This is a genomic window from Brachybacterium sp. ACRRE (assembly GCF_022346485.1).
GTDB classification, from domain to species: Bacteria; Actinomycetota; Actinomycetes; order Actinomycetales; family Dermabacteraceae; genus Brachybacterium; species Brachybacterium halotolerans.
The window spans coordinates 14,159-40,282 of the sequence record NZ_JAKRMO010000029.1; the positions used below are offsets into that span (position 1 = coordinate 14,159).

Genomic DNA, 26,124 nt, shown 5'->3' on the forward strand with positions numbered 1-26,124 from the left:
GCCCGATGCGTGCCGCGCACGTGTTGCCGAGGTGAACGCGGTACGACAGTTGTCTAGATGATCAGACATGCTCTGGTCCGTGCGGGGGCATGACCACCACGGGGCACCCCGCCCTCTGCACCAGGCTGCTCGCGAAGATCGGGCTCGATCCGATGGATCGGCGCCTCGGCGCGTCCACCACCAGCAGCGATGCGCTCCAGCTCGCGCGCAGCAGGGCGCTGCGCCGCGTGCCCCGCTCCACCCGGAGCGAGATCTCGCCCGGGCGGAGGTCGTCGCCGATCGCTGCGGCGACGTGCGCCTCGAGCTCGGACAGGGCTGCCTCGCGGCGGATGTCGGCGGCGTCGGACGCCCGGGACGGCGTGGGGCGCACGGTCCCGGCCGGCGAGGGCACGGAGTAGGCGCGGAGCGCCACGAGCGGGAGCCCGCGCAGCCTCGCCTCGGAGAGGCCCCAGCGCAGGGCCGCAGGGGAGCCGGACGTGGCGCTGACGCCCACGATCAGCGGCGGGGGAGCGGGAGGGGCGATGCGGTCCTCGCGCTCCGGGGTCTCGTCGATGCTCATGCCCTCGCCTCCTGCTCGCCCTGCTCGTCGGCCTCCGCATTGCGCTTGCTGAGCGGATCGGCGACGTCCTCGAGGCCCTTGCGCTCGGCGTCGACGCCGAGCACCAGGGCCACGATGCCGCCGATCAGCATGATCAGGCTGCCGCCCAGGTAGCCGATGACCAGAGGTCCGCGCGAGGAGCCGTCGCCGATCAGGGCGCCGTAGATGAGCGGCGCGATCGCGCCCGCGATCTGCGCGATCGAGAAGAAGTAGCTGATCGCCTGGCCGCGCACCTCGAGCGGGAACACCTCGGAGACCGTCAGGTAGGCGGAGGAGGCGCCCGCGCTCGCGAAGAAGAACGCCACGCACCAGAACACCGTGTGCGTGGTGGCGGTCAGCAGGTCCGCCGAGAAGGCGATCGCGGAGGCCGTGAGGATCACCGCCGCGAGCCCGTACGTCCCGAAGATCATCCTGCGTCGGCCGATGGTGTCGAACAGCGGTCCCAGCAGCAGCGGACCGAGCAGGTTCCCGATGGCGAAGGGGATCATGTACAGCCCCGCCGCGTCCTTGGCGACTCCGTAGAACTGCTCGAGGACGATCGCGTAGGTGAAGAAGATGGCGTTGTACAGGAACGACTGGGTGACCATGAGCGTCACGCCCAGCACGGTGCGGCCCGGGTAGACCGTGAAGAACACATGGGCGACCTCGCGGAACGGCAGCCGCTCCTCGGGCTTCACGGTGATCGCCCGGGACTGGTCGACCTCGCCGAGCTCATGGCCGCTGTCATGAACCCTTTCCTCGATGCCCGCGATGATCTGCTCGGCCTCCTCGCCGCGCCCGTGGGTGAGCATCCAGCGCGGCGATTCGGGGATCGCCCGGCGCATGAGGATCAGGATGAGTCCGAGCACGGGGCCGATGAAGAAGCCGATCCGCCAGCCCCAGTGCTCGTTCACGAGCTCGGGGTCCAGCAGGAAGATCGTCGAGGCCGCACCGAGGGCGACGCCGGCCCAGTAGGTGCCGTTGACGGCGAGGTCCACGCGCCCGCGGTACTTCGCGGGGATCAGCTCGTCGATCGCGGAGTTGATCGCCGAGTACTCGCCGCCGATGCCCGCGCCGGCGATGAAGCGGCAGAGGTAGAAGAACCACATGGAGAACGAGAGGCCCGCGAGCGCGGAGCCCGCGAGGTACACGGCGAGGGTGAGGGCGAACAGCTTCTTGCGGCCGATCCGGTCGGTCAGACGCCCGAACACGAGCGAGCCGAGCACCTGTCCGAACAGGTAGAAGGTCGCCGAGGCGGTGATCTGCTCGTTGCTCATGCCGAGGTCGGCGGCGAAGCCGTTGGCCGCGACGATCTGCACCTCGATGCCGTCGAGGATCCAGGCGGCGCCGAGTCCCACGATCACCAGGGTGTGGAAGCGGGCCCAGGGCAGGCGGTCCATGCGGGCCGGGATCAGGCTGCGCACCGCCTGGAACGACGGCCCCGCCGTCGCGCGGCCGCCCCCGCTGCGGTCGGCGCCCCCGCCTCGGCCGGTGCCCGCGCCTCCCTGCGCGGGGTGTGCGGTCTCGGACATGCGTCCCCCTCCTCACGTGCGGTCGGCGACAGCGGTCGGCGGGCGCCCGGTGGGGAGCGTCGCGTCGGCCGGAGCGGCCGTGGACGTGACGCACGCTACTCCCCGTCGGCGAGGCGGGGGTGACGATCGGGCCACCCGGCGGTGACCTGCCGGCCGACGGGCCGCGCGGGTCCGCGGATCACACTGTCCGGGCGGCCCGCGCGCACCCGCCTTACAGTGGGAGGACCATGTGCCGCCTCTTCGCCCTCCACGCCGACCGTCCCGTCACCGCCCGCTTCTGGCTGCTCGATGCCCCGTACTCGCTCGCGCACCAGTCGCAGTTCAACGCGGACGGCACCGGCATCGGATGGTTCGACGACGAGGGAGCGCCGCACGTGCAGAAGCGCCCAGTGGCCGCGCACTCCTCGAGCCGGTACGCCCGGATCGCCTCCGACCTGCGCTCCCGCGCGATGATCGCCCACGTGCGCAACTCCTCCGGGACCGCGAACGAGCTGGTCAACACGCATCCGTTCCTCATGGACGGCATCATCGTCGCCCACAACGGGGTGCTGCGCGTGACGGACGAGCTGCGCGGGCGCGTGCGGGAGCTCGGCGCCGGGCACCTCGTCGAGGGCGCGACCGACAGCGAATGGCTCGCCGCGCTCATCGCCGGTGAGACCTCCGCGGCCGGCGGCGACCTGCACGCGGGGCTGATCTCCGCGATCACCTGGGTGCTCGAGCGCGTGCCCGTCTACTCGCTGAACCTCGTCGTCGCCCGGGACGAGCACCTGTACGCCCTGCGCCTGCCGGAGACCAACGAGCTGTGGGTGCGCGACCGGCCCGCCGGCGGCAGGAACGACGACGCCCTCCACCAGGCCTCCGACACCCTGCGCGCGACCAGCGCCGAGCTGCGCGACGTGCGCTCGGTGGTGATCGCGAGTGAGCCCATGGACGACTCCGATCAGTGGCGCCTCCTGGGCGACGGCGAGCTGCTGCACGTCAGCCCCTCCGGCGAGGTGGTCTCGGAGACGCCGTTCCCGCAGCCCGCGCATCGCCTGGGCATCGAGGACCTCGGCCTCAGCGAGGCGGCCTCCCAGGCCCACGTTGCCGAGGCGAAGGAGCGCGCCGAGCGCCGCGCCAAGCTCGCCGGCACCGGGTCGCGACGTGCCGCCTGAGGGGCGGGGTCGGCCCGCGTCCGCCGCGCCGGCCGACGCGCCCCGGTCCGAGCCCGACCGCGCGTCCGATCCCGTGCCCGCCCCGATCCCGTCGGCCGCCCTGCCCTATCACCGGCTCGCGCACCTGCGGCCCGAGTGGGCGCGCTGGTTCCGGCCGCTGCTGACCGCGCTGGCCGCGGGCGTCGCGCAGATCGTCTTCGCCTATCTGGTGCTGGTGGGCACGGTGACCGTGCTCGCGATCCTGCCGGGAGTGGATCCGATGGCGATCGGCCGCAGTCAGGGCGATCCGGCGAGCCCGCTGAGCGTCTTCGTCGCCCTCGCGCTCGGCGCCTTCGCGGTGCCCGCGGCGCTGCTGGGCGTGCGCATCGGCGGCTGGCGGCCGGTGCGCACGCTGTGGCCGGTCGCCGGACGCATCCGCCCGGACATGCTGGCCTGGGGCGCCGCGCGCATGCTTCCCGTGCTGGTCGTCGCGGCCGTCGCGGGTATGTTCGTGGGCACCGGACCCGCGCAGATCGGACCGCGGGGGAGCGCCGGGGCGATCGTCGGCGTGCTCGTGCTGACCGTGGTGCTCGCGCCGCTGCGCGCCGTGGGCGAGGAGCTCGTGTTCCGCGGGATCGGCCAGCAGGCCGTCGGCACCTGGCTGCGCAGCCCGTTCTGGGCGATCGTGCTGCCGGTGCCGCTCTCGCTGATCGGCCGCGGCTTCGGGGCCGACGCGGGCGCGCTCGCCGGGGCCGCGCTCATCTCGCTGTGCAGCGGGGTCCTGGCCTGGAAGAGCGGCGGCCTCGAGCTGCCGATCCTCCTGCAGTTGGGCACCTTCGGGCTCACCGCCCTGCTCGCGCCCTTCGGGGCCCCCGTGTTCCCCGGTCAGGGCGCTTCGATCGCCCCGTGGGGGATCGCCGTCTTCCTGCTGACCGTGCTGCTGTGCGACGCGCTCGACCGGCACCACGGCCTGCGCATGGGCGAGGGCCTCGCCCGATCGGCCGACGCCCCGTCCCCGCAGCGCGTGCGCGTCTGAGGTCCGGGTCGTCGTCCGCCGTCGATGGGCTCAGCGGCTGCGACTGCCGACGCGCTCGGCGCGCGCGCCGGTCCCGGCACCGGCGCCCGTGGCCTGGAGGATCTGGGCGAGCTGGGCGCGGGAGCGGATGCCGAGGGTGCGGTAGACGCGGGTCAGGCGCAGCTCGACCGTGCGGACCGAGACGAACAGCTCGGAGGCGATCGCCCGGTTACGCATGCCGCGGCCGACGAGCTCGGCGACCGCCCGCTCCTTCTCCCCGAGCCGGGCCAGGGGATCCGCGCTCGCTGTCGTGCGCGGTGCCGGGGCGGGTGCGAGGTCGGCGGTGCTCTGCCCCGTCTGGTCGATCGCCAGGAGACCGGCATCGCGCGCCGACCGCGAGTCCGTGATGCGCCCCAGCTCCTCGAGGCGCTGGGAGTAGGCGAGCAGGAACTGGCCGCGCTGGAGCTCGTGGCCCGTGTCGTGACCCGTCTCGATGACGCCCTGGATCTCGCCGTCCGCGGACTCGCCGGTGCTGAGCAGGGTGCGGGAGTTGGCGATCGCGAGGCGCGCCCAGGGCGACGGTGCGTCGTGGGAGAGCGCCGTGAGCTCCTCGAGGACGGCGGCGGCCTCCTCGCGCCGCCCCAGCTCCACGAGCGTCTGGATGTAGTGCTCGTGGAAGCGCAGCAGGTGCGGTGCGCGGAATCGTGCGGCCTGGGCCCTGACCCGTGCGAAGTGCTGGGCCGCGGACTCGAGGTTCCCACCCATGCGGGCGGCGCGGGCCATCAGGACGGTGACCTCCGCTTCCAGGCGCGGGTTGCCGCCGGGGGCGAGACTGCGCTGGAGACGGGAGAGGATCGCTTCCGCCTCGTCGACGTCCCCGCTGCTCAGGAGCAGCGCGACCTGCGCCCGCAGCACCAGCGGCTGCATCATGCGCGTGCTCGAGCCGACCGGGGTGAGGCTCCGGAAGGACTCGCGCGCGCGTGCGGGCAGGCCCGCGCGGAGTTCGATCTCCGTGAGGTCGAGGGCGCGGCTGAGGGCGCGCGGGGCGGGCGAGGAGGTGCCCCCGCGTCCCGACGGGTCGACGACATCGCGGGCCTCGGCGTAGGACTCGGCGATCGAGAGCGCCTGTGCGAGCACGGTCCTCACGATTCCCTGGTCGCCGGGGCGCTCGAGATCCGCGATCATCACCCGTTCGCAGGCGCCGGCGGGTGCTCCTTCGCCGTGCAGCACCCGGTGGTAGAGGTCGGCGAGGCGCGCTGTCGTCGCGAGCAGGGGCGTCGCGCGCAGCCCGGAATCCTGCGCGAGGCCGACCAGCTCCCGCGCGCCGCGCAGCTCCCAGCGCTGGAGGAGCAGCAGGGCTCCCATGGCCACCAGGTCGATGCGTTCGCTCTCCGTTCCCGCCGCGTGGTCCGCGAGGCTGTGGCGCAGGAGGTGCACCGGCAGCGCCTCGCCCCGGACGTGGGCGAAGAGGAGGGCGGAGCGGGTCAGGGCCGCGGGCATGCCAGATCCCGCGAAGCGCTCGCGGGCGAAGCTGAGGTATCGCTCGGCGAGCTCGATCTCCCCGTGCGCGAGGAGGGACTCCACGAGCTCGCACAGGAGCCGCGCGATCTCCGGGGCCCCGCCGACGGACAGGGACAGCGCGCGCTCCACGAGGTGCAGGGCCGGCCGCGTGTCGGCCGCGTCCACGAGGGCGCGCGCTCCCTCGAGCAGCACCGTCGGCTGCGCGTGCTCGGGGTCGACGAAGCTGAGATGCCACTGGCCCCACTCGGGCGCGTCCCCGGCGGCGGTCGCGGCGAGCTTCTCGTGGAGGGACTGACGAGCGTGTGCGGTCTGACCCCAGTAGACCGAGGAGCGCAGGGAGAGCGAGCGCAGCCGCACCAGGCCGCCCGTGCGGGTCACCAGTCCGGAGCCGATCAGGTCGTCGAGCGCCACGGCGGAGGTTCCGGGATCCCCGCACGTCAGGAGCACGGACTCGGGTGTGGCGGGCGCGCTCGCGAGCACCTGCACCAGCATCATCTGCTCCTCGTCGAGCGGGTCGAGGAGGGCACGATGGGCCGTTTCGAGCCGTGCATCCGCGGGCAGCGGCACCTGGAGGGGCGAGGTGCCGTCCAGAGCCTCAGGGAGAGAGGCGTCGATGAGTCCCTCGAGGGCGAGGGGGTTCCCGCCGGCGGCGGTCGCGAGCAGCAGCAGGACGGCGGGATCCGCGCCCTCGGGTGCGAAGTCCCCCGCGAGGCGGCGCGTGGTCTCCAGGTCGAGGTCGGGCAGGTCGATCGTCTGGCGTCGGCCGGAGTCGGGGCCCTGCGCATCGGGCCGGATCGCGAGCGCGCAGCGCATCCCGTGCGGGGCGCACCGCAGGGTGACGACCTCGAGGACGGTGCGGCTGGGCTCGTCCAGCAGGTCGGCGTCGTCGACGATCACGAGGAAGTCCGCGATCGAACGCCGCTCGATCTCGGAGGCGATGCCGCGGGAGAGCGCGGGCAGGTCCGCCGGGTCGTGCGCGTCGAGCACGGGGAGCGTCTCAGTGCCGAGCAGCCCGTCGATCGCGGCCAGGACGCTGGAGAGGCCCCCGAGGGGCCAGTCGGACGGGGCGGAGCCGCCGCGGACGATGGTCGAGGGGAGGGAGGCGCTGCCCCGCAGCGCGTCGAGCAGGAACGACTTGCCGCTGCCGATCGGGCCGGAGACCGTGAGCGTCCTGCCGGCGGGATCCGGGAGCGCGCGCTGGAGCTGAGCGAGTGCCTCCGGTCGCGCGACGAACACCATCTCTCCACCTCCTGCTGACTGCTGATCTCCGGTCCCCGTCCTGGGGCGGGCGCCTCTGCGGCGTCACGATCCCGTCCGCGCCGACGCCTGGAGGGCGCCGTCCGTGCGGCTCGGGTCGGGGCGATGCGGATGCTTCTGCGTGGTGCGGGTCGCACCGCAGTCTCCGCGACGGGTTCCGGGCCGCTCCGGATGCGCGGAACGGGGTAGATCGAGGATGCCACGTCGAGCCCGAAGTGTCCGACTTGCGAGGAATATACGGGATGCGCATCACATCCCGTTTCCGTCATGGCGCGGACCGGCCCGTCCGGGGCGCGTCACCACCCCCGCGGCGGGTCGCTCGGCGGAGTCTCCGATGGGTACGGAGGCCCTTGCGGGGTGGCCGGATATCCGCAATGGCCCGCAGCGGACCCGCATCTCAGGGCCGCGGATCGATGGTGACCCGCAAGTAGCCCGCACCCCCCTTCGCTTCGGGTTCGAGCGTCCCTAGGCTGTCCGAAGTGTCCGTATTCGTTCCGGTTGTCCGGAACATGCGGTACGTCGGAGATCGGGGGCGGGGTGCCCCGCCGACGGCTCGGCCAGGACGTGGAGTCCGGCCGGGAACGAGAGTCGACTTCAGGGGGCCTTCCTATGAGTATGCAGGTCGCGGAGGTGCGCGGGAACCGCGCATCCGCAGCGGGCGAGACGGCGCAGAGCGCCGCCGATGTCGAGGAGCGCGCGTCGTCGCTCCTCCTTCTTCCGGACACGGGCTTCGCGGAGCCCGGCACGGAGATCGCCGCGAGCGCGAGCGCACGCAGCGCCGAGAGCCTCGTGGTGCCGCTGCGGCCGGAGCTCGCTCCCGCCGCACCGCATGCGGACCGCTCCCCGGCGCGTCTCGGGGCCCACGGTCGCCGCGTCGCCCTCACCGCGGTCCTCTCCCTCGCCGTCGCCGTGATCACGGTCGGTGCGAGCGCCCTGATGACCGCGGCGCCCCTCGCGGCCGCGGGCACCCTCGCCGTCCTCGCGCTCGCGTGGGCGGTGATGATGAGCGCCCAGTCCTCGCGTCCGCTCGACAGCGCGCGAGCGGACGCCACGCGTCCCCTGCTGCTCGTCGTCGTCGGAGCGCTGCTGCTGGCGCTCTCGCGTCCCTTCCTGGGGGAGATCGTCCCCTCGGGCCCCGCCCTGCTCGCCCTCGCCCTCGCGCTCGGCGCGGGCGGCGCGGTCATCGTGGCGCTGGGCCGCGTCCTGCACCCCGTGCGCTCCGTGCTCGTGTCCACCGAGCCCGTCGACCCGATGGCCTCGGGCCTCCTGGAGGAGGAGACCGCAGTGCTCGTGGGCGGCGAGGCCGCGCCGATGGACGAACAGGTCCAGGACGTTCTCGATCGCGTCGAGGAGACGGGCAGCGAGGTCGTCGAGGTCCGCGGCGCCGCGCCCGCACAGCTGCTCACGCACCTGAGCTGGGAGCTCCGCGGCCGCGGCATCCCTCTCAAGCTGTCCTTCATGGCCCCGGGAGCGCGTCGGTCGCGCGTGCGGGTCGTCTCCGGCGCCCGCGGCGCCTCCGTCGTGATCCGGCCCCCGCGCCAGCCGGTGCCGGTGCGCATGGCCAAGCGCGGCTTCGACATCCTCGGCTCCGCGCTGCTGCTGGCCGCGCTCTCGCCGCTGCTCATCGTGGTGTCCCTCGCCGTGCGGCTGGACGACCACGGGCCGATCTTCTACCGCCAGGAGCGCGTGGGCAAGGACGGCAAGCCGTTCCGCATGTTCAAGTTCCGCAGCATGGCCGTCGATGCCGACGCGAAGCTGGCCGCGCTGCTGCGCGAGCAGCAGACGGACGACAAGCCGCTGTTCAAGATCCAGAACGATCCGCGCCTGACCCGCATCGGCGGCTTCCTGCGCCGCTACTCGATCGACGAGATCCCGCAGCTGCTCAACGTCCTGGGAGGCTCCATGAGCCTCGTCGGGCCGCGTCCCCAGCGCGACGGGGAGGTGGCGCTCTACACGGGCTCCGCGTTCCACCGTCTGGGAGTCGTGCCCGGGATGACCGGCCTCTGGCAGGTCTCCGGCCGCTCCGCGCTGAGCTGGGAGCAGGCGCAGGCGCTCGACGTCCGCTACGCCCACAACTGGTCGCTCGGCATGGACCTGTGGATCATGCTGCGCACCGTCAAGGCCGTGATCGGCAAGGACGGCGCCTACTGAGGCGTCGCCCGGCGGGCGCCATGACTCAGCGCCCAGGATGACGAGAGGGGCCGACCCGCCAGGCGGGTCGGCCCCTCTCGTGCTGTGCGCGTCAGACGGGCTCGAGCTCGGTGGCGCGGAGGTGGGCCGCGATCTCGGCGCCGATCGTGTCGGCCATCGCGAGGATCCGTCGGCAGCTCTCGAGGTGCCACACGCGCAGGGCGCTGTTGAGGTTCCCCGCGAGCAGCGGGCCGGCCACGAAGACGCCGGGGGCGGCCTGGAAGTGCTCGTCGACCTCGAACCCGGTCCGCGAGGCCGAGGAGCGCAGCCCCGACTCGTCCTGGAGGGAGCGCAGGAACCCGTCGCGGGTCTCCGCGACGTTCTCGAAGCCGGCGCAGTTGATGATCACGCCGAAGGTCCGCTCGAGCGTGGAGATGCCCTCCTCGGTCGAGGTCGTGACCCTCCAGCCGGCGGCGCTGTTCTCCGCGTGCTCGAAGTGGCCGCGCTCCGCATGGACGCGCCCGGACTCCAGGAGCTCCGAGGCGGTGCGCTGGTAGTCGCCGCCGGTGGGCCGGGCGAAGCGCCCCACCTTCGTGCCGTACACGTCGACGTAGAGCTTCTGCTCGGGCGCGGGCAGGCGCTCGAGCAGCTGCGAGCACAGCTCCTTGAGTTCGTCCACGGTGTCCTGCTCGCAGAATCCGCTGGCCATGGCGTCGTCCACGTCCCGGACCACCGCGTCGTACACCGCGCGGGCGGTGAGGTCCGCGTCGGGCGTGCGCGCGGCGTAGTCGGCGAGGTGCCGGGAGCGGTACTCGCTGCGACGGTCCGGGTGGACGGTCCAGGCATCGGGGATGCCGTGGGTGGCCAGGATGGTCACGTGGTGGTCCCACGCGCGCTCGAGGCCGGCGCGGACGGTCGCGTGCAGCAGCTCGAGCGCGTCCGCGTTCGCGCCCACGACGAGGATGTCGCGGCTCGCGCCCTCGGGCATCGCGCGGATCGCGGCGCGCGCCTCCTGCAGGAGATGGTCCATGCCGTGCACGTGGGTGTCGTCGAGGAAGCGGCCGCTGCCGGCGTCCGCGGGATCGTGGCCGAGCATGCGCGTGGGCGGGCTGCCGACGGCGAGGACCACGGAGCGCCCGCGCACGCGAGTCATGCCCCGGCGCGCGCCGTCGGTCCCGTCGGTCGCGCTGCGGATGCCCCCGTCGGCGGTCGCGTTCCCGGGGAGCGCGCCCTGCGCGGCGACGAGGATCTCGATCTCTCCCTCGGCGCCCGCGTCGGCCCGCGCGGTGGCGGCTGTCCGCGCGGCGGCGCCCGCCCGCGCGGCGGTGCCCATCCGGCGCAGCGCGCTGGCCTCTCCGGTGATCCGGATGACCTCGACGTCGGACGTGCTCGCGAGGATGTCCTCGACGCGGCCGCGCAGGAAGTGGCCGAACAGGCGGCGGGGGATGAACAGGGAGTCCCACTGGCCGCCGCGGATCTCCTCGGCGTGCTCCTCCGCCCAGTGCGGGGAGATGCCCAGCGACGCGTCGGCCGCCAGGATCCGCTCCTTCCGGGCCTCCAGCCAGGCGATGAAGTCCTGGCGGATGCCGTCGGGAAGGAACTCGTCGAGCGAGGTGACGATGAGCGAGGCGCTGCCCGAGCGCGAGCCGTAGGGCAGGCCCGTGAACATGTCGTCGCTGCGGTCGATGACCGCCACGCGGAGCCTGTCGGTCCCCGTCGCCCCCGTGCGCTGCTCCTCGAGGAGCCTCAGCAGCGTCGATGTCCCCGATACCCCTGCGCCGACGATGATCACGTCGGCCGATACGTCGTCCCTGATGTCTTCCGAGATCTTCTGAGTGCTCATCCGCGTTCTCTGTGATGTTCCGTGTGCAGCAGGATCGGACGCACGGCGGCCGGGGGGATCCGCCGCGTCCGAGGCGCCCGCCCACCGCGGGCGCGCCACGCCGATCCTACCCTCGAGTACGGGCAAATCGCCCAGAACGGGCGACGAGGATCTCGTGCGCGCGACGCCGCGCGTCTAGGGTCGGGGCATGACCCCCGCGCCCGTCCCGCCCGCCTCGCCGTCGGCCCCCGTGCCCGATCCGCTGATCCTGCTGCCCCTGCGCCAGCGCATCCTCGAGAAGCGGCTCGGGGTCCGCGCCGTTCACCTGCACCGCGAGGGGCACGAGGACCTCGAGGTGCGCTTCGTCGAGGACACCTCGGAGAACGTCTGGTCGGTGTCCAAGACGGTGACGGCGCTGGCCGTCGGCATCGCGCAGAAGGAGGGCCTGCTCGACCTCGAGGACCGTCTCATCGACCACCTGCCCGCGCCCGCCGGCGGGTACGGGCGCGGGATGGAGCTGGTGCGCCTGCGCCACCTGATCACGATGACCTCCGGCAACCCGGTCACCGTGTTCCTGGACTCCGAGCGGGAGGACCCGCACCTCACCGACCTGCTGCTGCGCACGCCGCTGGTGCGCGCGCCGGGGGAGAGGTTCGAGTACTCCAACGGGTCGATCTTCCTGCTCGGGCGCACCATCGCCGAGCGCTCCCGCGTGAGCCTGCGCGACTACCTGATGCCCCGGCTGTTCGAGCCGCTGGGGATCGTGAACCCCCAGTGGCACTCCGACCGCGAGGGCCGCACCTGGGGCGCGACCGGCCTCCACCTGCGCACGCGCGAGGTGGCCCGCATCGGCCGGCTCCTGCTGCAGCGGGGTGCCTGGGAGGGCGAGCAGCTCGTGCCCGCGGACTGGATCGACGCGATGCACGCCGAGTCGTCCTGGGTGCCCACCGGCGAGCTCGAGCCGGAGAACACCCGCTACGGCTACGGCGTCTGGAAGTGCTCGGTGCCCGGGGCCTGGCGGGCCGACGGCGCCTACGGCCAGTTCTCGATCGTGCTGCCGGACCAGCGCGCCGTCGTCACCCTCACCTCCCATCACGAGGGCGGGCCGACGCAGGAGATCCTGCGCGCGGTCTGGCAGGAGCTGCTGCCGCTGCTCTGAGCCGCCGCTGTTCAGAGCCCCGGATCCGACGTCCGACCTGTCTTCTCGCCCACGTCCGGGCGGTGGGCGCAACGGCCGTTCACTAGGCTGGATCACGTCATGCGACCCGCAGGACGGGTCGCGGATCCGCCGAGTCGTCAGGAGCACGCCATGGCAGTCACCCTCGCCCAGCACCTCGTCACCCAGCTGCGGGACTTCGGTGTCGAGCGCATCTACGGGGTCGTCGGGGACTCCCTGAACCCGATCGTCGACGCCGTCCGCACCACCAAGGGCATCGACTGGGTGCACGTGCGCAACGAGGAGGCGGCCGCCTTCGCCGCCGGCGCCGAGGCCCGCGTGAGCGGGAAGCTCGCGGTGTGCGCCGGATCCTGCGGCCCGGGCAACACCCACCTCATCCAGGGCCTCTACGACGCCCATCGCGACGGCGCCCCGGTGCTCGCGATCGCTTCGCACATCCCCAGCGGCAAGATCGGCACGGGCTTCTTCCAGGAGACCCATCCCGAGCGCCTCTTCCAGGAGTGCTCGCACTTCTGCGAGATGGTGAACTCCGGCCAGCACGGCGCGGACATGCTGCACATCGCCGCGCAGACGGCGCTCGCCAAGCAGGGCGTCTCCGTGCTCGTGATCCCCGGCGACGTCGCCGACGAGGAGGTCGAGTCCGGTGCCACCAAGGACCTCGCCACCCGCTTCGGCCGCGTCCAGCCCGATCCCCAGACGGTCGAGGAGCTCGCCTCCCTCGTGAACCGCGCGAACTCCGTGACCCTGTTCGCCGGGGCCGGCGTGCGCGGCGCCCGCGAGCAGGTGCTCGCCCTCGCCGAGGCCGTGAAGGCCCCCGTCGGCCACGCCTTCGGCGGCAAGGAGTGGATCCAGTACGACAACCCCTACGACGTCGGCATGAGCGGCCTGCTCGGCTACGGCGCCTGCTACGAGGCGATGCACGAGGCGGACCTCGTGATCCTGCTGGGCACGGACTTCCCCTACAGCGAGTTCCTCCCGCAGAAGGACGTGACCGTCGTCCAGGTCGATGCCGACGGGTCCCGCCTGGGCCGACGCATCCCGCTGGACCTCGCCGTGAACGGCGACGTCGCCCTGACCATCGACGCGCTGCTGCCGCTGGTCCAGCCCAAGCGCTCGCGGAAGTTCCTCGACGCGCTGCTGCGCAAGCACGAGAAGGCACTCAAGGGCGTCGTCTCGGCGTACACCCGCAACGTCGAGAAGATGAAGCCGATCCACCCCGAGTTCGTCGCGGCGACCCTCGACGAGCTCGCCGACGACGACGCGATCTTCACCGTCGACACCGGCATGTGCAACGTGTGGGGCGCCCGCTACATCACCCCCAACGGCAAGCGCCGCGTGTTCGGCTCGTGGCACCACGGCACGATGGCCAACGCGCTCCCGCAGGCCATCGGCGCCTCCGCCGGGAACCCGGGCCGCCAGGTCATCTCGATGTCCGGCGACGGCGGGCTCGGGATGCTCATGGGCGAGCTGCTCACCGTGAAGCTCCACCAGCTCGACACGAAGATCGTCGTCTTCAACAACTCGAGCCTGGGCATGGTGAAGCTCGAGATGCTCGTCGAGGGCCTGCCCGACTACGAGACGGACCACGAGCACGTCGACTTCGCGGCGATCGCCGCCGGCGCCGGCATCCACTCGGTGAAGATCACCGACCCCAAGAAGCTCAAGAAGGAGCTGGGGGCGGCCCTCAAGCACAAGGGCCCCGTGCTCATCGACGTGGTCACCGACCCCGCGGCGCTCTCGATGCCGCCCAAGGTCACCTCGCAGCAGATCCGCGGCTTCGCCATGGCCTCCACGAAGGTCGTGCTGGGCGGCGGCGTCGGCAAGATGCTCGACATGGCCGCGACGAACGTGCGCAACATCCCGCGCTGAGGGCGCGCGTAGTATCGCCCGCGGTGTTTGCGGCGGACATGACCGCTGCGGACACCGCACCTCATCGCTCGGCGAAGGAACGGGGCCCGTCATGCAGGACACGACCGAGAGGGGACCGTTCCGGCGGCGCGCTCTCCTTGCCACTGCGGCGTGGGTCGCTCCCACAGCCGTCGCGGCGACGGCGGCGCCCGCGCTCGCCGCGTCCGCGGAGCGGTGCACCCCGGACGACGACGGTCAGCAGGTGGTGCCCTCCGGGACCTCGTGGTCCGTCGTGTCCGGTGAGCTGAAGACCGATGAGAACGAGACCGGATGGCTCGACATCGACGAGTTCCGCTCCTGGGACAACAATGCGTCGACGACCGAGGATGCCGTGCTGGAGGCCGTGCGGGACTTCACCGCCCGTGCCGGTGCGACCTACGAGGTCACTCTCGCGGTGACGGTCGGGGTGGGGAACAGCCCGATCGGGAGGGATCGTCAGCGGGTCCAGATCGACGCCGTCCAGGGCGCGAGCGAAAGCAAGATCGTCTGGGTGAATGCCACGAACGTCTGGGCGGAGGACATGCCCGGGTACGTGAACCAGTACACCTGGGACGGGTCGCCCGTCACCTACAGCGCGACGTTCACCGCCGCCGAGACGGGGCCCGCCGTGCTGCGGCTGCGGTTCACACTGGCCGGGACGCCCGACGTCAACGACGACATCTGGGTTCGGCAGATCACGACGCAGCAGATCGCCTGCGCCGCCTGAACCGCCCCCGAGATCGGGGTGCGCGAGAGGACGCGTTCGCTGCGGCAGGGATGATCCTGTCGCCGGAACGGTGAGCGGCGCCCCGTGTTCATTACGCTCCGCTGAGCCGCGCCCGGGAACGACATGCCGTGCCTGACAGGTAAAAGTTCGGCAAAACGAGCGGCCGGATGTAGTCACGAGGTCTTCTCGCGGTGCCGGGCCCGGTGCACGGTAAGGGGTATCCCACGACGGGAGTGCAGGTCACGCGTTCGCGTACCGATGTTCCCCTCGTCTTCCCCGCCCTTCCCCCGCTTCCCGCACTCCAGGAGCACGCCATGTCCGAGGCCCGCCGCACCCCCACCCATCGCGCCGAGGGCGCACCCGTCTACTTCCGGGGAGCGCGCGTCGCTCCGAAGCTCGCCGCGGCGACCGGCGGCGCGGTGATGGTCGCCGGACTCGGCATGGCCGGCGCGAGTGTCGCCGAGGCCAGCACCCCTGCCGTCTGGGACGACGTCGCCCAGTGCGAGTCGAGCGGCAACTGGTCGATCAACAACGGCAACGGCTTCTACGGCGGCCTGCAGTTCACCCGGTCGACCTGGATCGCCTACGGCGGCGGCAGCTACGCCGCGACCGCGGACAAGGCCACCAAGGCCGAGCAGATCGCGGTCGCCCAGCGCACCCTGCAGGACCAGGGCCCCGGCGCCTGGCCCGTGTGCAGCGCCCGCGCGGGCCTGACCAAGGCCAACGGCGGCGCCTCCTCGAGCGCAACCCCGTCGAGCAGCTCGAGCTCCTCGTCCTCGAAGGCCTCGAGCTCGTCCTCGGGCTCCTCGACGTCGGGCTCGTCCAGCTCCTCCTCGAGCGGCAAGCTCGTGGTCGACGGCAAGTTCGGACCGAAGACCACCGCGAGCCTGCAGTCGTGGGTGGGCGTGAGCGCCGACGGCTCGCTGTCCACGAGTGACATCAAGGCCCTCCAGAAGAAGGTCGGCGCGGTCCAGGACGGCAAGATCGGCTCCGAGACCACGCGCAAGCTGCGCGCGAAGATCGGCTACTCGAACAACGGCGTGTGGGACTTCCGCACCTCCTACTCCACCGTGCGGGCCCTGCAGATCCACCTCAACAGCAACTGACCCCTCCGGGTCGGGGCGCTCCGCAGCCTCGCCCGATCCCGCCGGTCAGATGCCTGCCGCCCGGTCGTCGCGTCGCGACGACCGGGCGGTGGTGCGTGTGCGACAGTGTGAGCACCAGGCCGGGGAGCCGCCGGTCTGTCGAACTACGTGCGCCGCGGAGGAATGATGGCCGGTCTCGTCCACCCCGAGAGTATCGACCTGTGGCGGGACTGGGCTCGCTCTCGCGGGGGCCTCGCTCGGCACCGCGGCTCGGTCGCGGACGCGGTCCGCACACTGCGCGGCACGCGCAGTCGCGACGAGCACTGGGAGGAGCCCCGGTGGGTGCTCCACTCGCGTGACGGCGAGACCTCGGCGCGCGTGGTCATCGGCCTCGAGGACGCCTCCCCGCGCAGCCGCGCCGCCCTTCTGGCGTTCCTTCCCTACCTGCGCGTGGGCGTCGACGTGATCGCCCCGCGCGGCCTGATCGCCCCCGAGCTCGACGGGCCCGCCTGGCGCCGCCGCGCCTTCGAGTCCGCGCGCGACGCCGTCCCCTCCGACGCCGCCGCGGTCGTCACCGCCGGTCAGGGCGGGCCGACGGGCGCAGCCCTGCACTCGGTCGCCGAGCGCCGCGGCCTGCAGTCCTTCGTGGTCCAGACCGATGTGCTCACCCCGTACGCCGCGCCGCTGCCGGCGGAGGCGACCGTCCTCTCCTGGTCCGCCGACGACGCCGACTTCTGGCGCTCCGGACGCGAGGACCTCACCCTGCTGGCGGTCGGCTCCCAGCGTCTCTGGCAGCTCGGGCACCACAGTGGCGAGGACGATCCCGCCGCGGACGGGGCACCGGGCAGTGCGGATACCGCCTCGAGGGCCAGTGCGGATCCCGCCTCGAGGGCCGGCGAAGGCGCCGACCCGTCGGCCGACGTGACCGAGGACCGCACCGACCCGACGTCCGTGCCCTCGCCCGTCGTGCTGGGGCAGCTCTCGCGCATCGAGCTGCCGAGCCGACTCGCCGCCCGTGCGGCCTCCTCGTTCTGCCGCGACGGCGTCGCCCGCTACCTGCCCGAGGCGGGGGAGACCGGGCGGCTCGCGCGCACCCAGCACCGTCTCTGGGAGCGGCGGGGCATCGAGGTGCTGCCCGCGGGTACGGACCCGCTGACCCTGCGCGCGCCGGTGGTCTCGATCCTCGCGGCGGAGGTCCTCGAGGTCGCCGCCCGCGGGGGAGAGGCGTGGGTGCACGCGCCGGGCGCGCCCGGCTGGGTGCACGAGTTCTGGCACCGCTACGGGATGCGCCGCCACGGCACGCCCACCCCGGCGCCCGCGATGCCCGAGGAGGAGCCCGCCGCGCGCATCGCGCGCGAGGTCGAGAACCGGGTCGAGGGTGTCGCATGACGACCATCGGGCGATGCGTCACGGAGCCCGTCTCCGCATGATGCGCGCGATCGCCGGCCGGATCCAGCATTATGCGTGGGGGTCGTACACACGGCTGCCTCGTTTCCTCGGCCAGACATCGGACGGCAGTCCGTGGGCCGAGGTGTGGTTCGGCAGCCATCCAACGGCGCCTTCACTTCTCGACGATGGCAAGACGCTGATGGATCTCATCGCTTCCGATCCGCCGACCCAGCTCGGCGATGGGGTCGCTCGCAGTTTCGGTGATGAGCTCCCGTTCCTCCTCAAGGCGATCGCGCCCGAGCGGCCGCTCTCACTGCAGGTGCATCCGAATCAGGAGCGTGCTGAGGAGTCCTTCTCCGCGGAGAACGCCGCAGGACTGCCCCTGGAGTCCTCCCGGCGCAGCTATCGGGACCCGAAGCACAAACCGGAGCTCCTCGTCGCACTGGAGCCGTTCACGGCTCTGTGCGGATTCCGGGCACCTCGCCGAGCCACCGAGATCCTCGAGGGCCTGGGCACGGATCTCTCGGATCGTCTGCATCGGCTCCTGCTGGCGAACCCCGATGCGCGCGGCATGCATGCGGCGCTGCGCGCACTCCTCTCGCCTTCGCTCCGCCCCGGACCACAGCTCGTGCAGCAGGTCGTCGATGCTTGCCGTGATCGTGAGCGACGCGGTGCGTCCCCGTCGCCCCGCATCGATCGCATCGTCGTCGAGCTGGCGGAGCACCATCCGGGCGATGCGGGCGTGGTCGCTGCACTCCTGCTCAACCCTGTGTCACTGCAGCCGGGCGAGGCTCTCTTCATCCCCACGGGTACGCTCCATGCGTACCTCAGCGGGTTCGGGATCGAAGTCACTGCAGCGAGTGACAATGTGCTCCGCGCCGGCCTGACCGAGAAGCGCGTGGATGTCGACGAGCTGCTGCAGTGCGTGAGCGTGGTCGCTGCACCGCCGGTCCGGATAGCGCCCGAGCGACGCAACGAGATCACCGAGTCGTACTACGCCCCGGTCGATGATTTCGAAGTCTCCTTCACCGCTCTTGACGAGGCGACGCACTCGGGGGCCCGGCCGATGCTGGGCAATGGTCCGAGGATCGTGCTCGGCCTCGAAGGGGATCTTCTCCTCGAGTCGGAGACCAGCAGCATCGCGGTGCGCTCGGGGCAGGCTGTCTTCATCCCCGCGTCCGAGGGGGACGTCAGCGTGCGAGGCTCCGGCTGCATCGTGCAAGCGTGCGTTCCCTGATCGCTCCGCTTCCGGATCCGGCATCCGCCGGGGTCAGGCCGACGGCGAGATGAGCTCCCCTCGGTCCCGCGCCTGCCCGATCTGCTCGATGATCTCCTCGACGAACGCAGTCACGCCCTCCGCGCCGGCGACGGGACCGCCTGCCAGCAGTCCGTCGGCCCCCAGCAGGACGGCGGCAGGGGAGGAGGTCGCCCGGAGCGAGTTCGCGAGGTTGCCCTCGATGTCCCTCGCCAGGCTGTCGCCGGCGCGCTCACGCACGGACGGGGCGAGGCCCGCCGGATCCGCACGGACGAGCGTGCGCACGCTCACGGTCTCCTCGAGTGCCGCGCGCCAGGGCCCGATCGCGTTCAGCACCCGTTCGCACGGACCGCAGCCGGGACGCACCCAGATCAGCAGCGCCGCGCGCTCGGCGGTCAGTGACGCGAGGGAGACGGGCTCCTCGCCACTCCTCTGCAGCATGCCGAACGGCGTCGGCGTGCGCTCGTAGTCGAGATCCGCAACGTCCGCAGAGCCCGCTCGCGGGTCCGCAGCGTCCGACGGCTCGTGCGCGGAGGGGCGATCGCCGACGACGGTCGCGCCCTGTCCGGTCTCGCTCCTGCGTGACGTGCCCCCGAGGGTGAGCAGGGCGAGGAACCCCGTGACGAGTGCCGCGAGGACGAGCTGCACCAGGGTCCCCGGCGCCCCCGTGATCGCGTGTGCGGGGAGGGCGCGGGCGGTGCCGATCACCGTGAGAGCTCCCAGCGCCAGCAGCAGCGTGTTGCGCACGAGGGTGGTCCGGGAGACCGTCGGGGAGCCCAGGGTCCCGAAGCATGAGCAGGACACGGCCTCCTCGAATCCGAGGGCCCGAGCGATGATCGCCCAGTAGAGGACGAGCAACACGACGATGAGCACGGAGAACGCGAGGGGCACGAGAGGAACGGGCAGCCAGATCCCGAGCGCGAGAACGATCTCCGCACCGGGCAGCAGCAGCGCCGCGGTGGCATGGGCACGGGGAAGAGGGAGGCGAAGGGACACCATCGCGTCCTGTGTCCCGCGCCTGTCACCGAGCTTCGCGGCACCGCTGATCAGCAGCGCCAGACTGACCAGCAGCTGGGCGGTGAGCAGCAGGATCGGCACCGGACCAGGGTACTCGAGCCGCCGCTGTGCGCGAGATGCCCCGCACACGAGAGCATGCGTACGCCGTCCCATCCCTGGACACCCTCCGTATCCTTGATCGGGTGAGCGCTCCCGACCCCAGCACCCGTCCTGCCCCGACCGCCCAGGCGCCCGCGCACCCTCGCCGGGTGCTGTTCGTGCTCCTGCTCCCCCTGTTCATGGCGCTGGTCGCGGTCTCGGTCATCAACGTCGCGCTCACACCCATCGGCCACTCCCTGAAGGCGGACTCCGAGGGCCTGCAGTGGGTGCTCTCCGGGTACGCCCTCGCCTTCGCCGTGCTGCTCGTCCCCGCCGGGCGCGTGGGCGATGCGACCGGCAGGCGGCGCATCCTGCTGCTCGGCGTCGGCCTGTTCACCCTGGGCTCGCTTTTGGCCGGGCTCTCGCCGAACGTGGGCGTCCTGAACCTCTCGCGGATCCTCCAGGGCCTCGGCTCGGGACTGCTGAACCCGCAGTCCATCGGCCTGATCCAGATGAACTTCCGCGGCCAGGCCCGCGCGAAGGCCTTCGCGATGTTCGGCACCACCGTCGCCGTCGCGACCGCCATCGGCCCCGTCATCGGCGGCCTGCTCATCCAGGTCCTCGGGGAGGACATGGGCTGGCGCTGGATCTTCTTCTCCAACGTCCCGATCGGCATCCTCGCGATCGTGCTCGGGCTGCTGTGGATCCCCAACGACAAGCTGCGCACCAAGGAATCCAAGCCCGACCTGGATCCCGTCGGCACCATCCTGCTCGCTCTCGCGATCCTCATGATCATGCTGCCGTTCCTCGAGCGCTCGGTCTCCGCACTCGTGTGGCTGCTGCTGCCGCTGGGCCTGCTGCTCATCTTCGGCTGGGTGACCTGGGAGAACCGCTACCGCCGCGGCGGACGCCCGCCGATGGTCGACCCCGACATCTTCCGCAGCCCGCCCTTCCGCAACGGCATCATCATCGTCACCGTCTACTTCCTGGGCTCCACGAGCATCTGGATCGTGCTGCCGCTGTTCCTGCAGATGCACCTGGACCGCACGCCCTTCGAGGCCTCCATCATCGGCCTGCCGTCCTCGGTCGCGGCGATGATCTCCTCGCAGCTCGGCGGGCGCTACGTGCTGCGCCTGGGCAGGCGCCTCGTGATCGCGGGCTTCGTCGTCGTCCTCGTCGGCCTCGCCCTGGTCGCGGTCATGGCCGGGGTCGTGGAGAGCGGCGTGCTGCCGTTCTGGACGCTGGCCGTGCCGCTCACGCTGGTGGGCATCAGCCAGGGCATGACGATCTCCCCGAACCAGACGCTCACCCTGAACGCGGTGGACCCGCGCTACGGCGGCGTCGCCGGAGGCATCCTGTCGCTGGGCCAGAGGATCGGCGCAGCCGTCGGCACGGCGCTCATCCCCGGCATCCTGTTCTCCCTCACGGAGAACGGCACGCCCTGGGTGGAGGCCTTCATCATCACCCTCACGGTGATCATGCTGATGGCGATGGCGGCGCTCGGCGTCAGCGTCGTCGACCGCAAGCGCGAGAGGCTCGCCGGGACCGACGCCTGAGGCGGACCACGGGGGCTCCGACGACGGCCGCAGGTGGGGGTCCAGCTGAGGCGGGGGCGTGGCTGGGGCGCTTCGGGGGCAGCGCGCCTGCCGGCCGTCGTCGGTTGCTCGAAACATATGCCGCAGCACGTTGCACGAAGGTTGCACGGACGTGATCGCCCGGGTGACGCAGAGCAACAGGACGCTCTTCCCGCTGGTCACGACCTTGTGCAGCGGCGGTGACAGTCGGGTTCCGGGATCTCAGCGGACGTCCGCGCCCGTCCGCTCCTCCTGCCCCTCCGCCTCGAGGGCCTCGGCGCGCGCGGCCGCGGCGGCGCGCTCCGGGGCGTCGGGCGGGGCGAGGGTGAGCACGGCCATCAGCACCTCGAGATCGCTCCCGTTCTCGGGGAGCTGCGCATAGCGCCACAGCTGCTCGTGGTCCGCGATCTCGAGCATGAGCGCCCGCACCACGGTCGACGTCCACTCGCGCAGCCGCCGGATCTCCGGCGCCTCGCTCGCGGGCAGCAGCCGGCCCTCGTAATGCGCGAGGACGTCGTCGACGTCCCCCGCGTCCACCGCGGCGCGCGTGCGCAGCAGGTCGCTGCCGAGCTCTCCCTGCAGGCGGTAGGGGCGCGAGCCGAGCGTCAGCGCATCGCCCGTGAACCCCTCGAGGACGCGGCGCAGGCGCAGCACCTCGGCGCGCACCGTGCCCACGGCGTCGAGCGACCCGTACAGGGACTCCGCGAGCTCGCCCGCCCCCATGCCGTCGGGATGCAGGTGCAGCAGGGTCAGCAGCTCCGCGTGCCGGCCCGACAGGCACGCCGTGACGCGACCGCGCCGGATGAGGGACGTGCGCCGGCCGGTGATCAGCAGCTCGAGGTCGCCGGTGCGCGGGTCCGCGTCGGTCCGCTGGAATCGGGGCACGGGGGCGGTGTCCGCGCCGTCGTCCTCGCGCTGCGGCAGCTCCGCCTGGACGGCACGGGCGGCGGCCCGCAGGAGGGGCAGCACGAGCGGGCCGACGGCGCGGTCGTCCCCGGTGACGTCGATGACCCCCAGGACCTCGCCGGTGGCCGGGTCCAGGAGAGGGACCGCGCTGCAACTCCACCCCTGGATCGCCTCGACGTAGTGCTCGGCGCCCGCCACCTGGATCGCGCTGCCGCTCGCCAGGGCGAGCGCCGGGGCGTTCGTGCCGATGGCGTCCTCGGACCAGTCGGCGCCGACCGTGAAGCCGACGTCCTCGGCGCGGGTGCGCTGCCGCGAGGGACCCTCGAGCCACAGCAGACGACCCTGCTGGTCACCGAGGGCGACCAGCAGCCCGGCCTCGACCGCGGGGTCGATCAGCCGCTCCTGGAGCAGGGGGAGGACGGCGCTGAACGCGTGCTGCCGGCGGGCCTCGGCGAGCTCGGCCCCGGAGAGGCCGGCGCGCACGGGTGCCGCCGCATCGCGGGGGAGCAGGTCCAGGGAGCGCCGCCAGGACTCGAGCACGGGGTCGCGGACCATGCGGCGGTCATTGTCGGGGGATGTCGCTGCGGGCAGGTCCTCGTGCGCCCGCAGCACCTCGTGCCGGTATGCGGCGTCGTCCGGAATCCGGGCCGGTCGGGATGGCATGTGCATGCGCCACCTCCCGGTGCGGCTGCGCTCCCCGACTCTCGATGCGCGCCGACGAATCGAGCGTACGCCACGAAACGGACGCATCGAAGGGGCGGGCGGGGCCGGTTACCGTTCCGAGACCGGGGGAGGAGACGGAACGCGGCCGGCTCTCGTGCGTGGGCAGAGCGTCAGCGCCGGGCGGAGCGTCAGCGTCGGGCGGTGCGCTCGTCCGCCCGGGCTCAGAGCGCGAGCGACGCCGGGGTGTGCATGCGGGCGATCTGGAAGGCCTCGGCGTAGGGCACCGAGGACTGGCTCCCGCGCATCAGGGCGAGCGCCTCGAGCGCCTCCGTCGAGCGGGCGGAGGGGAACTCCTGGATCTGGCTGTCGAAGCAGCGGAACGCCTCGGTCTTGCGATGGACCGTCGAGGTCACGTCCACCGTCCAGTTCGGGGCGAACGTCGGCTCGGCGCCGGGGGCGTTCCAGAAGGTCTCGGAGATCGTCTCGTACATGGCGACGGTGCGGATCCCCCGGCCCTCGCCGACCGGACGCGTGACCACCATCGAGGCGTCGAACACGGCCTTGTGGTCCACGTGCCGGTCGGGGAACGGGATCAGCGCGAGCTCGGGCTTCACCCGGTCCACGATCGCCTGGAGTCCGGCGTTGAGCTGGGCCACGGAGTTGCGGGCGAGCTCCACGGCCTCGAGGTCGAGGAACACGGACTCGTGGACGCCCAGGACGGCGTGCGCGCGCCGGGCCTCGGCCTCGATCCGGGGCGCGACGCCCTCCTCGTACAGCGGCGGGAGGTTCGAGCACACGATCGCGACGGTGACCTCGGCCCCGGCGTCGGCCAGGCGGGCGATGGTCGCGCCGCAGCCCAGCACTTCGTCGTCCGGATGCGGGGCGATGACGAGGACTCTGGTGCTGCTCACGCTGGTGGGCCTTTCTCTGGGTGCGGGGCTCCGGCGGTGGAGCTCCTGGTGCGACGTGGGATGGAGGAGGAACGGGTTCCGGAGTGGGGTGAGGCGGGCGCGTCGGGGCCGGAGGGGTCAGCGCCGCCGCAGGTCCTTCACGCGGTCGTAGGCGCCGTAGGCCGCCTGGTGCAGCGGCATCGAGACCAGCGCGAGGGACCAGGAGGCGGCCTCGGAGCGGTGCCCCTCGGCGAGGAGGGCGCGCACGCCGGCGACGCTCATGCGGCTGCGGCACCACGCGCGGACCCGGCGGCGCAGGGGAGAGTCCGTCTTCTCGCGGGCCGCGGCGTGCAGCAGGTGGGTGACGACGTGCCGCTCGTGCACGGTGCGCAGCTCCGAGGCCTCGGGCTCGCCGAAGGTGCGCACCAGGACCGGCTGGACCATGTCGACCAGCGCCGGGAGGTCGAAGATGCTCTCGCGGAGGCTGCCCGTGACCGAGTCGGAGTGGATGACGTACCGGTAGTAGGGCTCGTCGGTGAACGCCACCGTCCCGGCGCGGCTCAGCTCCTCGCGGGCGAAGAGGTAGTCCGCATAGACGAGGCCCTCGTCGGCCCGCGTGACCGGGCGGCGGTAGAGGATGTGCTGGGAGAGCGGGAACTCCCCGTGGATCGCGCGCCGCAGGGCCTCGTCGCCGCTGATCGGGCCCTCCGGGGGATCCCACGGGGAGACGCCCACCTGGTGGCCGTCCCGCACGTAGGCGGTGGGCGCGACGACGATGTCGGCCCCGGCGGCCTCGCCGGCGTCGAGCATCACCTCGAGGAAGCGCGGAGCGATCTGGTCGTCGGCGTCCACCCAGGTCATCCACTCGCCGCGGGCACGGTCCAGGCCCCAGTTCGTGACGCTCGGATGGCCCCCGTTCTCCGGCTTCCACTCGAGCCGCACGCGGGGGTCCGAGGAGAGATCGGAGGGGACGGGATCCTTCGTGGACCCGTCGTCGATCACGAGGACCTCGAAGTCCTCCATCGTCTGGTCGAGCACGCTCTGCAGGGCGGTGCCGACCACGGATCCGGCTTCGTAGGCGGCGATGACGACGCTGACGCGGGGCTTGTCGTTCATGAGGGATCCTCCTCAGGATCAGGGGCGGGCACTGCGCTCGCGGCGGCGCGCCGCCGCTGGACGAGGTCGCGGATGTAGAGGGCCGCCAGCAGCACCTCGGAGGCGATGAGCGCGGCCGAGGCGCCCACCGCACCCCACAGCCAGCTGGCGGGGATCAGCAGCGCCAGGTGCAGCAGGGCGCCGGTCATGGAGATGCGTCCGACGTCGCGGAAGCGATGGTTGGCCGTGGCGCGCAGCGCGAGCATCGAGCTCAGCCCCACGGGGAGCAGCGCGATGCCCATCAGCTGCATGACGGTGATCGTCGGGTCGAAGCCCTCGCCCAGGTACCACGGCACGAACCAGGGCGAGGCGACGATGAGGATGATCCCGGCGCACGTGTACGCCAGGACGATGCCCGTGCTGATCAGGCGCTGGATCGAGCGGGCGCCCGCGTCCTCGCGGGTCATCCGCGGGAGCATCGCGCCGGTGACGCCGTACATCACGCCGCGGGCCGCGTTGCTGAAGCGCTCGCCGGCGCCGAAGAACGCGACCTGACGGGAGGTCGAGAGGACGCCCAGCACCACGGTGTTCACGGTGCTCATCAGCAGGAACGCGACGCTCGAGATGAACAGGGGCCACGAGTCCCGGATGGTCCCGCGCACGCCCGCCCAGCGGGGGACGACCCAGTGCGCCTCCTTCCACACGACCCGCAGCATGAACCAGCCGACGAGAGCGGAGAGGGCGAAGGGGAACTGCTGCCACAGCATCGCGAGGACCATGTCGTCCGCGGAGTTCACCGTGAGCAGCAGCAGGCCCAGCGAGATCAGGCGGGAGACCGCCGTGAGCAGTGCGAACTCCTTGACCCGCCCGGTGCCCTGGAGGAACCAGCTGGGGTACATCTCGCCGAGGCCGATGAGGAGCAGGCCCACGGCGTACATCAGCCACCGCTCCCGCAGCCCGGGGACGATCAGCACCGTGGACATCAGCACGAGCGTGCAGGCCGTCCAGATGAGCAGCTTGGCCGCGAGGGTCTCGGCCGCCACGCGGGAGCGCTCGGCGGTGGATGCTGAGACGGCGATGCTGCGCAGCGAGGACTGGTCGAAGCCGAAGTCGACGACGCTCTTGACGATCTGCAGGACCGCCAGGGCGAACATCAGGTGGCCGAGCTCCGAGGCCCCCATCACCCGGCCCAGGTACGGGAGCGAGACCAGCGGGTAGGCGAACGAGGCGAGGTAGCCAAGGCCGATGGCGAGCACGTCCGTGCTCACGCGCTTCGCGGAATCGGGCTTGCCGCGGCCCGGAGGGTCGGCCTGTTCTGGCATGTCGCCGCTCCTCGCCGTGTCGGGCCTGCTGGTCTCCGGTGGCCCGAGGGACGGATCGGAGGTTCGGGAATC

General features: G+C 72.4%; 19 protein-coding genes. 10 read left to right on the plus strand and 9 right to left on the minus strand.

Features of this window, described 5'->3' with window-relative positions; all coding sequences use genetic code 11:
• Positions 1-61: 61 nt before the first annotated feature.
• A complete protein-coding gene (locus MHY49_RS10035) occupies positions 62-559 on the minus strand; it encodes a universal stress protein (protein ID WP_239203854.1) in 498 nt (165 codons plus the stop codon).
• Positions 556-2,109 (minus strand): MFS transporter, encoded by a 1,554-nt coding sequence (locus tag MHY49_RS10040; protein ID WP_370646095.1) that lies wholly within the window; start codon positions 2,107-2,109, stop codon positions 556-558. Before MHY49_RS10040 ends, MHY49_RS10035 begins: the two co-directional genes overlap by 4 nt.
• Positions 2,110-2,336: 227 nt before the next feature.
• Here MHY49_RS10040 and MHY49_RS10045 point away from each other — a divergent pair, with 227 nt between their 5' ends.
• Both MHY49_RS10045 and MHY49_RS10050 read left to right on the plus strand, forming a co-directional pair.
• Positions 2,337-3,263, plus strand: a complete 927-nt coding sequence (locus MHY49_RS10045) for a class II glutamine amidotransferase (protein WP_239203855.1) — start codon at positions 2,337-2,339, stop codon at positions 3,261-3,263.
• A 73-nt stretch (positions 3,264-3,336) separates the two neighbouring features.
• Entirely contained in the window at positions 3,337-4,278 is a 942-nt protein-coding gene (locus tag MHY49_RS10050) for a type II CAAX prenyl endopeptidase Rce1 family protein (RefSeq protein ID WP_239203856.1), read from the plus strand.
• A 30-nt stretch (positions 4,279-4,308) separates the two neighbouring features.
• Here the strand turns inward: MHY49_RS10050 and MHY49_RS10055 are convergent, their stop codons facing one another.
• The gene (locus MHY49_RS10055; protein WP_239203857.1) at positions 4,309-7,017 is read right to left on the minus strand and encodes a LuxR family transcriptional regulator; all 2,709 of its coding nucleotides are present in this window, start codon (positions 7,015-7,017) and stop codon (positions 4,309-4,311) included.
• 627 nt (positions 7,018-7,644) lie between these two features.
• Between MHY49_RS10055 and MHY49_RS10060 the strand changes: the two genes are divergently transcribed.
• Positions 7,645-9,186, plus strand: a complete 1,542-nt coding sequence (locus MHY49_RS10060) for a sugar transferase (protein ID WP_239203858.1) — start codon at positions 7,645-7,647, stop codon at positions 9,184-9,186.
• 91 nt (positions 9,187-9,277) lie between these two features.
• On the opposite strand, the gene MHY49_RS10065 is transcribed toward MHY49_RS10060, so the two are convergent.
• Positions 9,278-11,008 (minus strand): FAD/NAD(P)-binding protein, encoded by a 1,731-nt coding sequence (locus tag MHY49_RS10065; RefSeq protein WP_239203859.1) that lies wholly within the window; start codon positions 11,006-11,008, stop codon positions 9,278-9,280.
• 187 nt (positions 11,009-11,195) lie between these two features.
• On the opposite strand from MHY49_RS10065, the gene MHY49_RS10070 reads away from it, so the two are divergent.
• The 6 genes from MHY49_RS10070 to manA all read left to right on the plus strand — a co-directional run bounded on the left by MHY49_RS10070 (position 11,196) and on the right by manA (position 18,489).
• Positions 11,196-12,146 carry a serine hydrolase gene (locus MHY49_RS10070; RefSeq protein ID WP_239203860.1) on the plus strand — a complete coding sequence of 317 codons (951 nt, stop codon included), beginning with the start codon at positions 11,196-11,198 and terminating at the stop codon, positions 12,144-12,146.
• A gap of 150 nt (positions 12,147-12,296) precedes the next feature.
• A complete protein-coding gene (locus MHY49_RS10075; RefSeq protein ID WP_200503381.1) occupies positions 12,297-14,033 on the plus strand; it encodes a pyruvate dehydrogenase in 1,737 nt (578 codons plus the stop codon).
• Positions 14,034-14,124: 91 nt separating this feature from the next.
• Positions 14,125-14,778 (plus strand): hypothetical protein, encoded by a 654-nt coding sequence (locus tag MHY49_RS10080; RefSeq protein WP_239203861.1) that lies wholly within the window; start codon positions 14,125-14,127, stop codon positions 14,776-14,778.
• A 314-nt stretch (positions 14,779-15,092) separates the two neighbouring features.
• Positions 15,093-15,884 (plus strand): transglycosylase family protein, encoded by a 792-nt coding sequence (locus tag MHY49_RS19190; RefSeq protein ID WP_304502673.1) that lies wholly within the window; start codon positions 15,093-15,095, stop codon positions 15,882-15,884.
• Positions 15,885-16,205: 321 nt separating this feature from the next.
• Positions 16,206-17,252, plus strand: coding sequence for a hypothetical protein (locus MHY49_RS10090; RefSeq protein ID WP_239203862.1), 1,047 nt, complete (start codon positions 16,206-16,208; stop codon positions 17,250-17,252).
• Positions 17,253-17,292: 40 nt separating this feature from the next.
• Positions 17,293-18,489, plus strand: a complete 1,197-nt coding sequence (gene manA / locus MHY49_RS10095) for a mannose-6-phosphate isomerase, class I (protein ID WP_239203875.1) — start codon at positions 17,293-17,295, stop codon at positions 18,487-18,489.
• Between the two features lie 33 nt (positions 18,490-18,522).
• Here manA and MHY49_RS10100 read toward each other — a convergent pair whose 3' ends face one another.
• Positions 18,523-19,605 carry a MauE/DoxX family redox-associated membrane protein gene (locus MHY49_RS10100; RefSeq protein ID WP_239203863.1) on the minus strand — a complete coding sequence of 361 codons (1,083 nt, stop codon included), beginning with the start codon at positions 19,603-19,605 and terminating at the stop codon, positions 18,523-18,525.
• A gap of 101 nt (positions 19,606-19,706) precedes the next feature.
• On the opposite strand from MHY49_RS10100, the gene MHY49_RS10105 reads away from it, so the two are divergent.
• Positions 19,707-21,158: an MFS transporter gene (locus tag MHY49_RS10105; RefSeq protein ID WP_370646096.1), complete on the plus strand. Its 1,452-nt coding sequence runs from the start codon at positions 19,707-19,709 to the stop codon at positions 21,156-21,158.
• 240 nt (positions 21,159-21,398) lie between these two features.
• Here the strand turns inward: MHY49_RS10105 and MHY49_RS10110 are convergent, their stop codons facing one another.
• The 4 genes from MHY49_RS10110 to MHY49_RS10125 all read right to left on the minus strand — a co-directional run bounded on the left by MHY49_RS10110 (position 21,399) and on the right by MHY49_RS10125 (position 26,052).
• A complete protein-coding gene (locus MHY49_RS10110; RefSeq protein WP_239203864.1) occupies positions 21,399-22,745 on the minus strand; it encodes a GAF domain-containing protein in 1,347 nt (448 codons plus the stop codon).
• 221 nt (positions 22,746-22,966) lie between these two features.
• Positions 22,967-23,656 (minus strand): PIG-L deacetylase family protein, encoded by a 690-nt coding sequence (locus MHY49_RS10115; RefSeq protein ID WP_200503375.1) that lies wholly within the window; start codon positions 23,654-23,656, stop codon positions 22,967-22,969.
• A gap of 117 nt (positions 23,657-23,773) precedes the next feature.
• Complete coding sequence (locus MHY49_RS10120; protein WP_239203865.1) at positions 23,774-24,751, minus strand: glycosyltransferase family 2 protein; 978 nt, start codon at positions 24,749-24,751, stop codon at positions 23,774-23,776.
• Positions 24,748-26,052 (minus strand): oligosaccharide flippase family protein, encoded by a 1,305-nt coding sequence (locus MHY49_RS10125; protein WP_239203866.1) that lies wholly within the window; start codon positions 26,050-26,052, stop codon positions 24,748-24,750. Before MHY49_RS10125 ends, MHY49_RS10120 begins: the two co-directional genes overlap by 4 nt.
• Positions 26,053-26,124 lie beyond the last annotated feature (72 nt).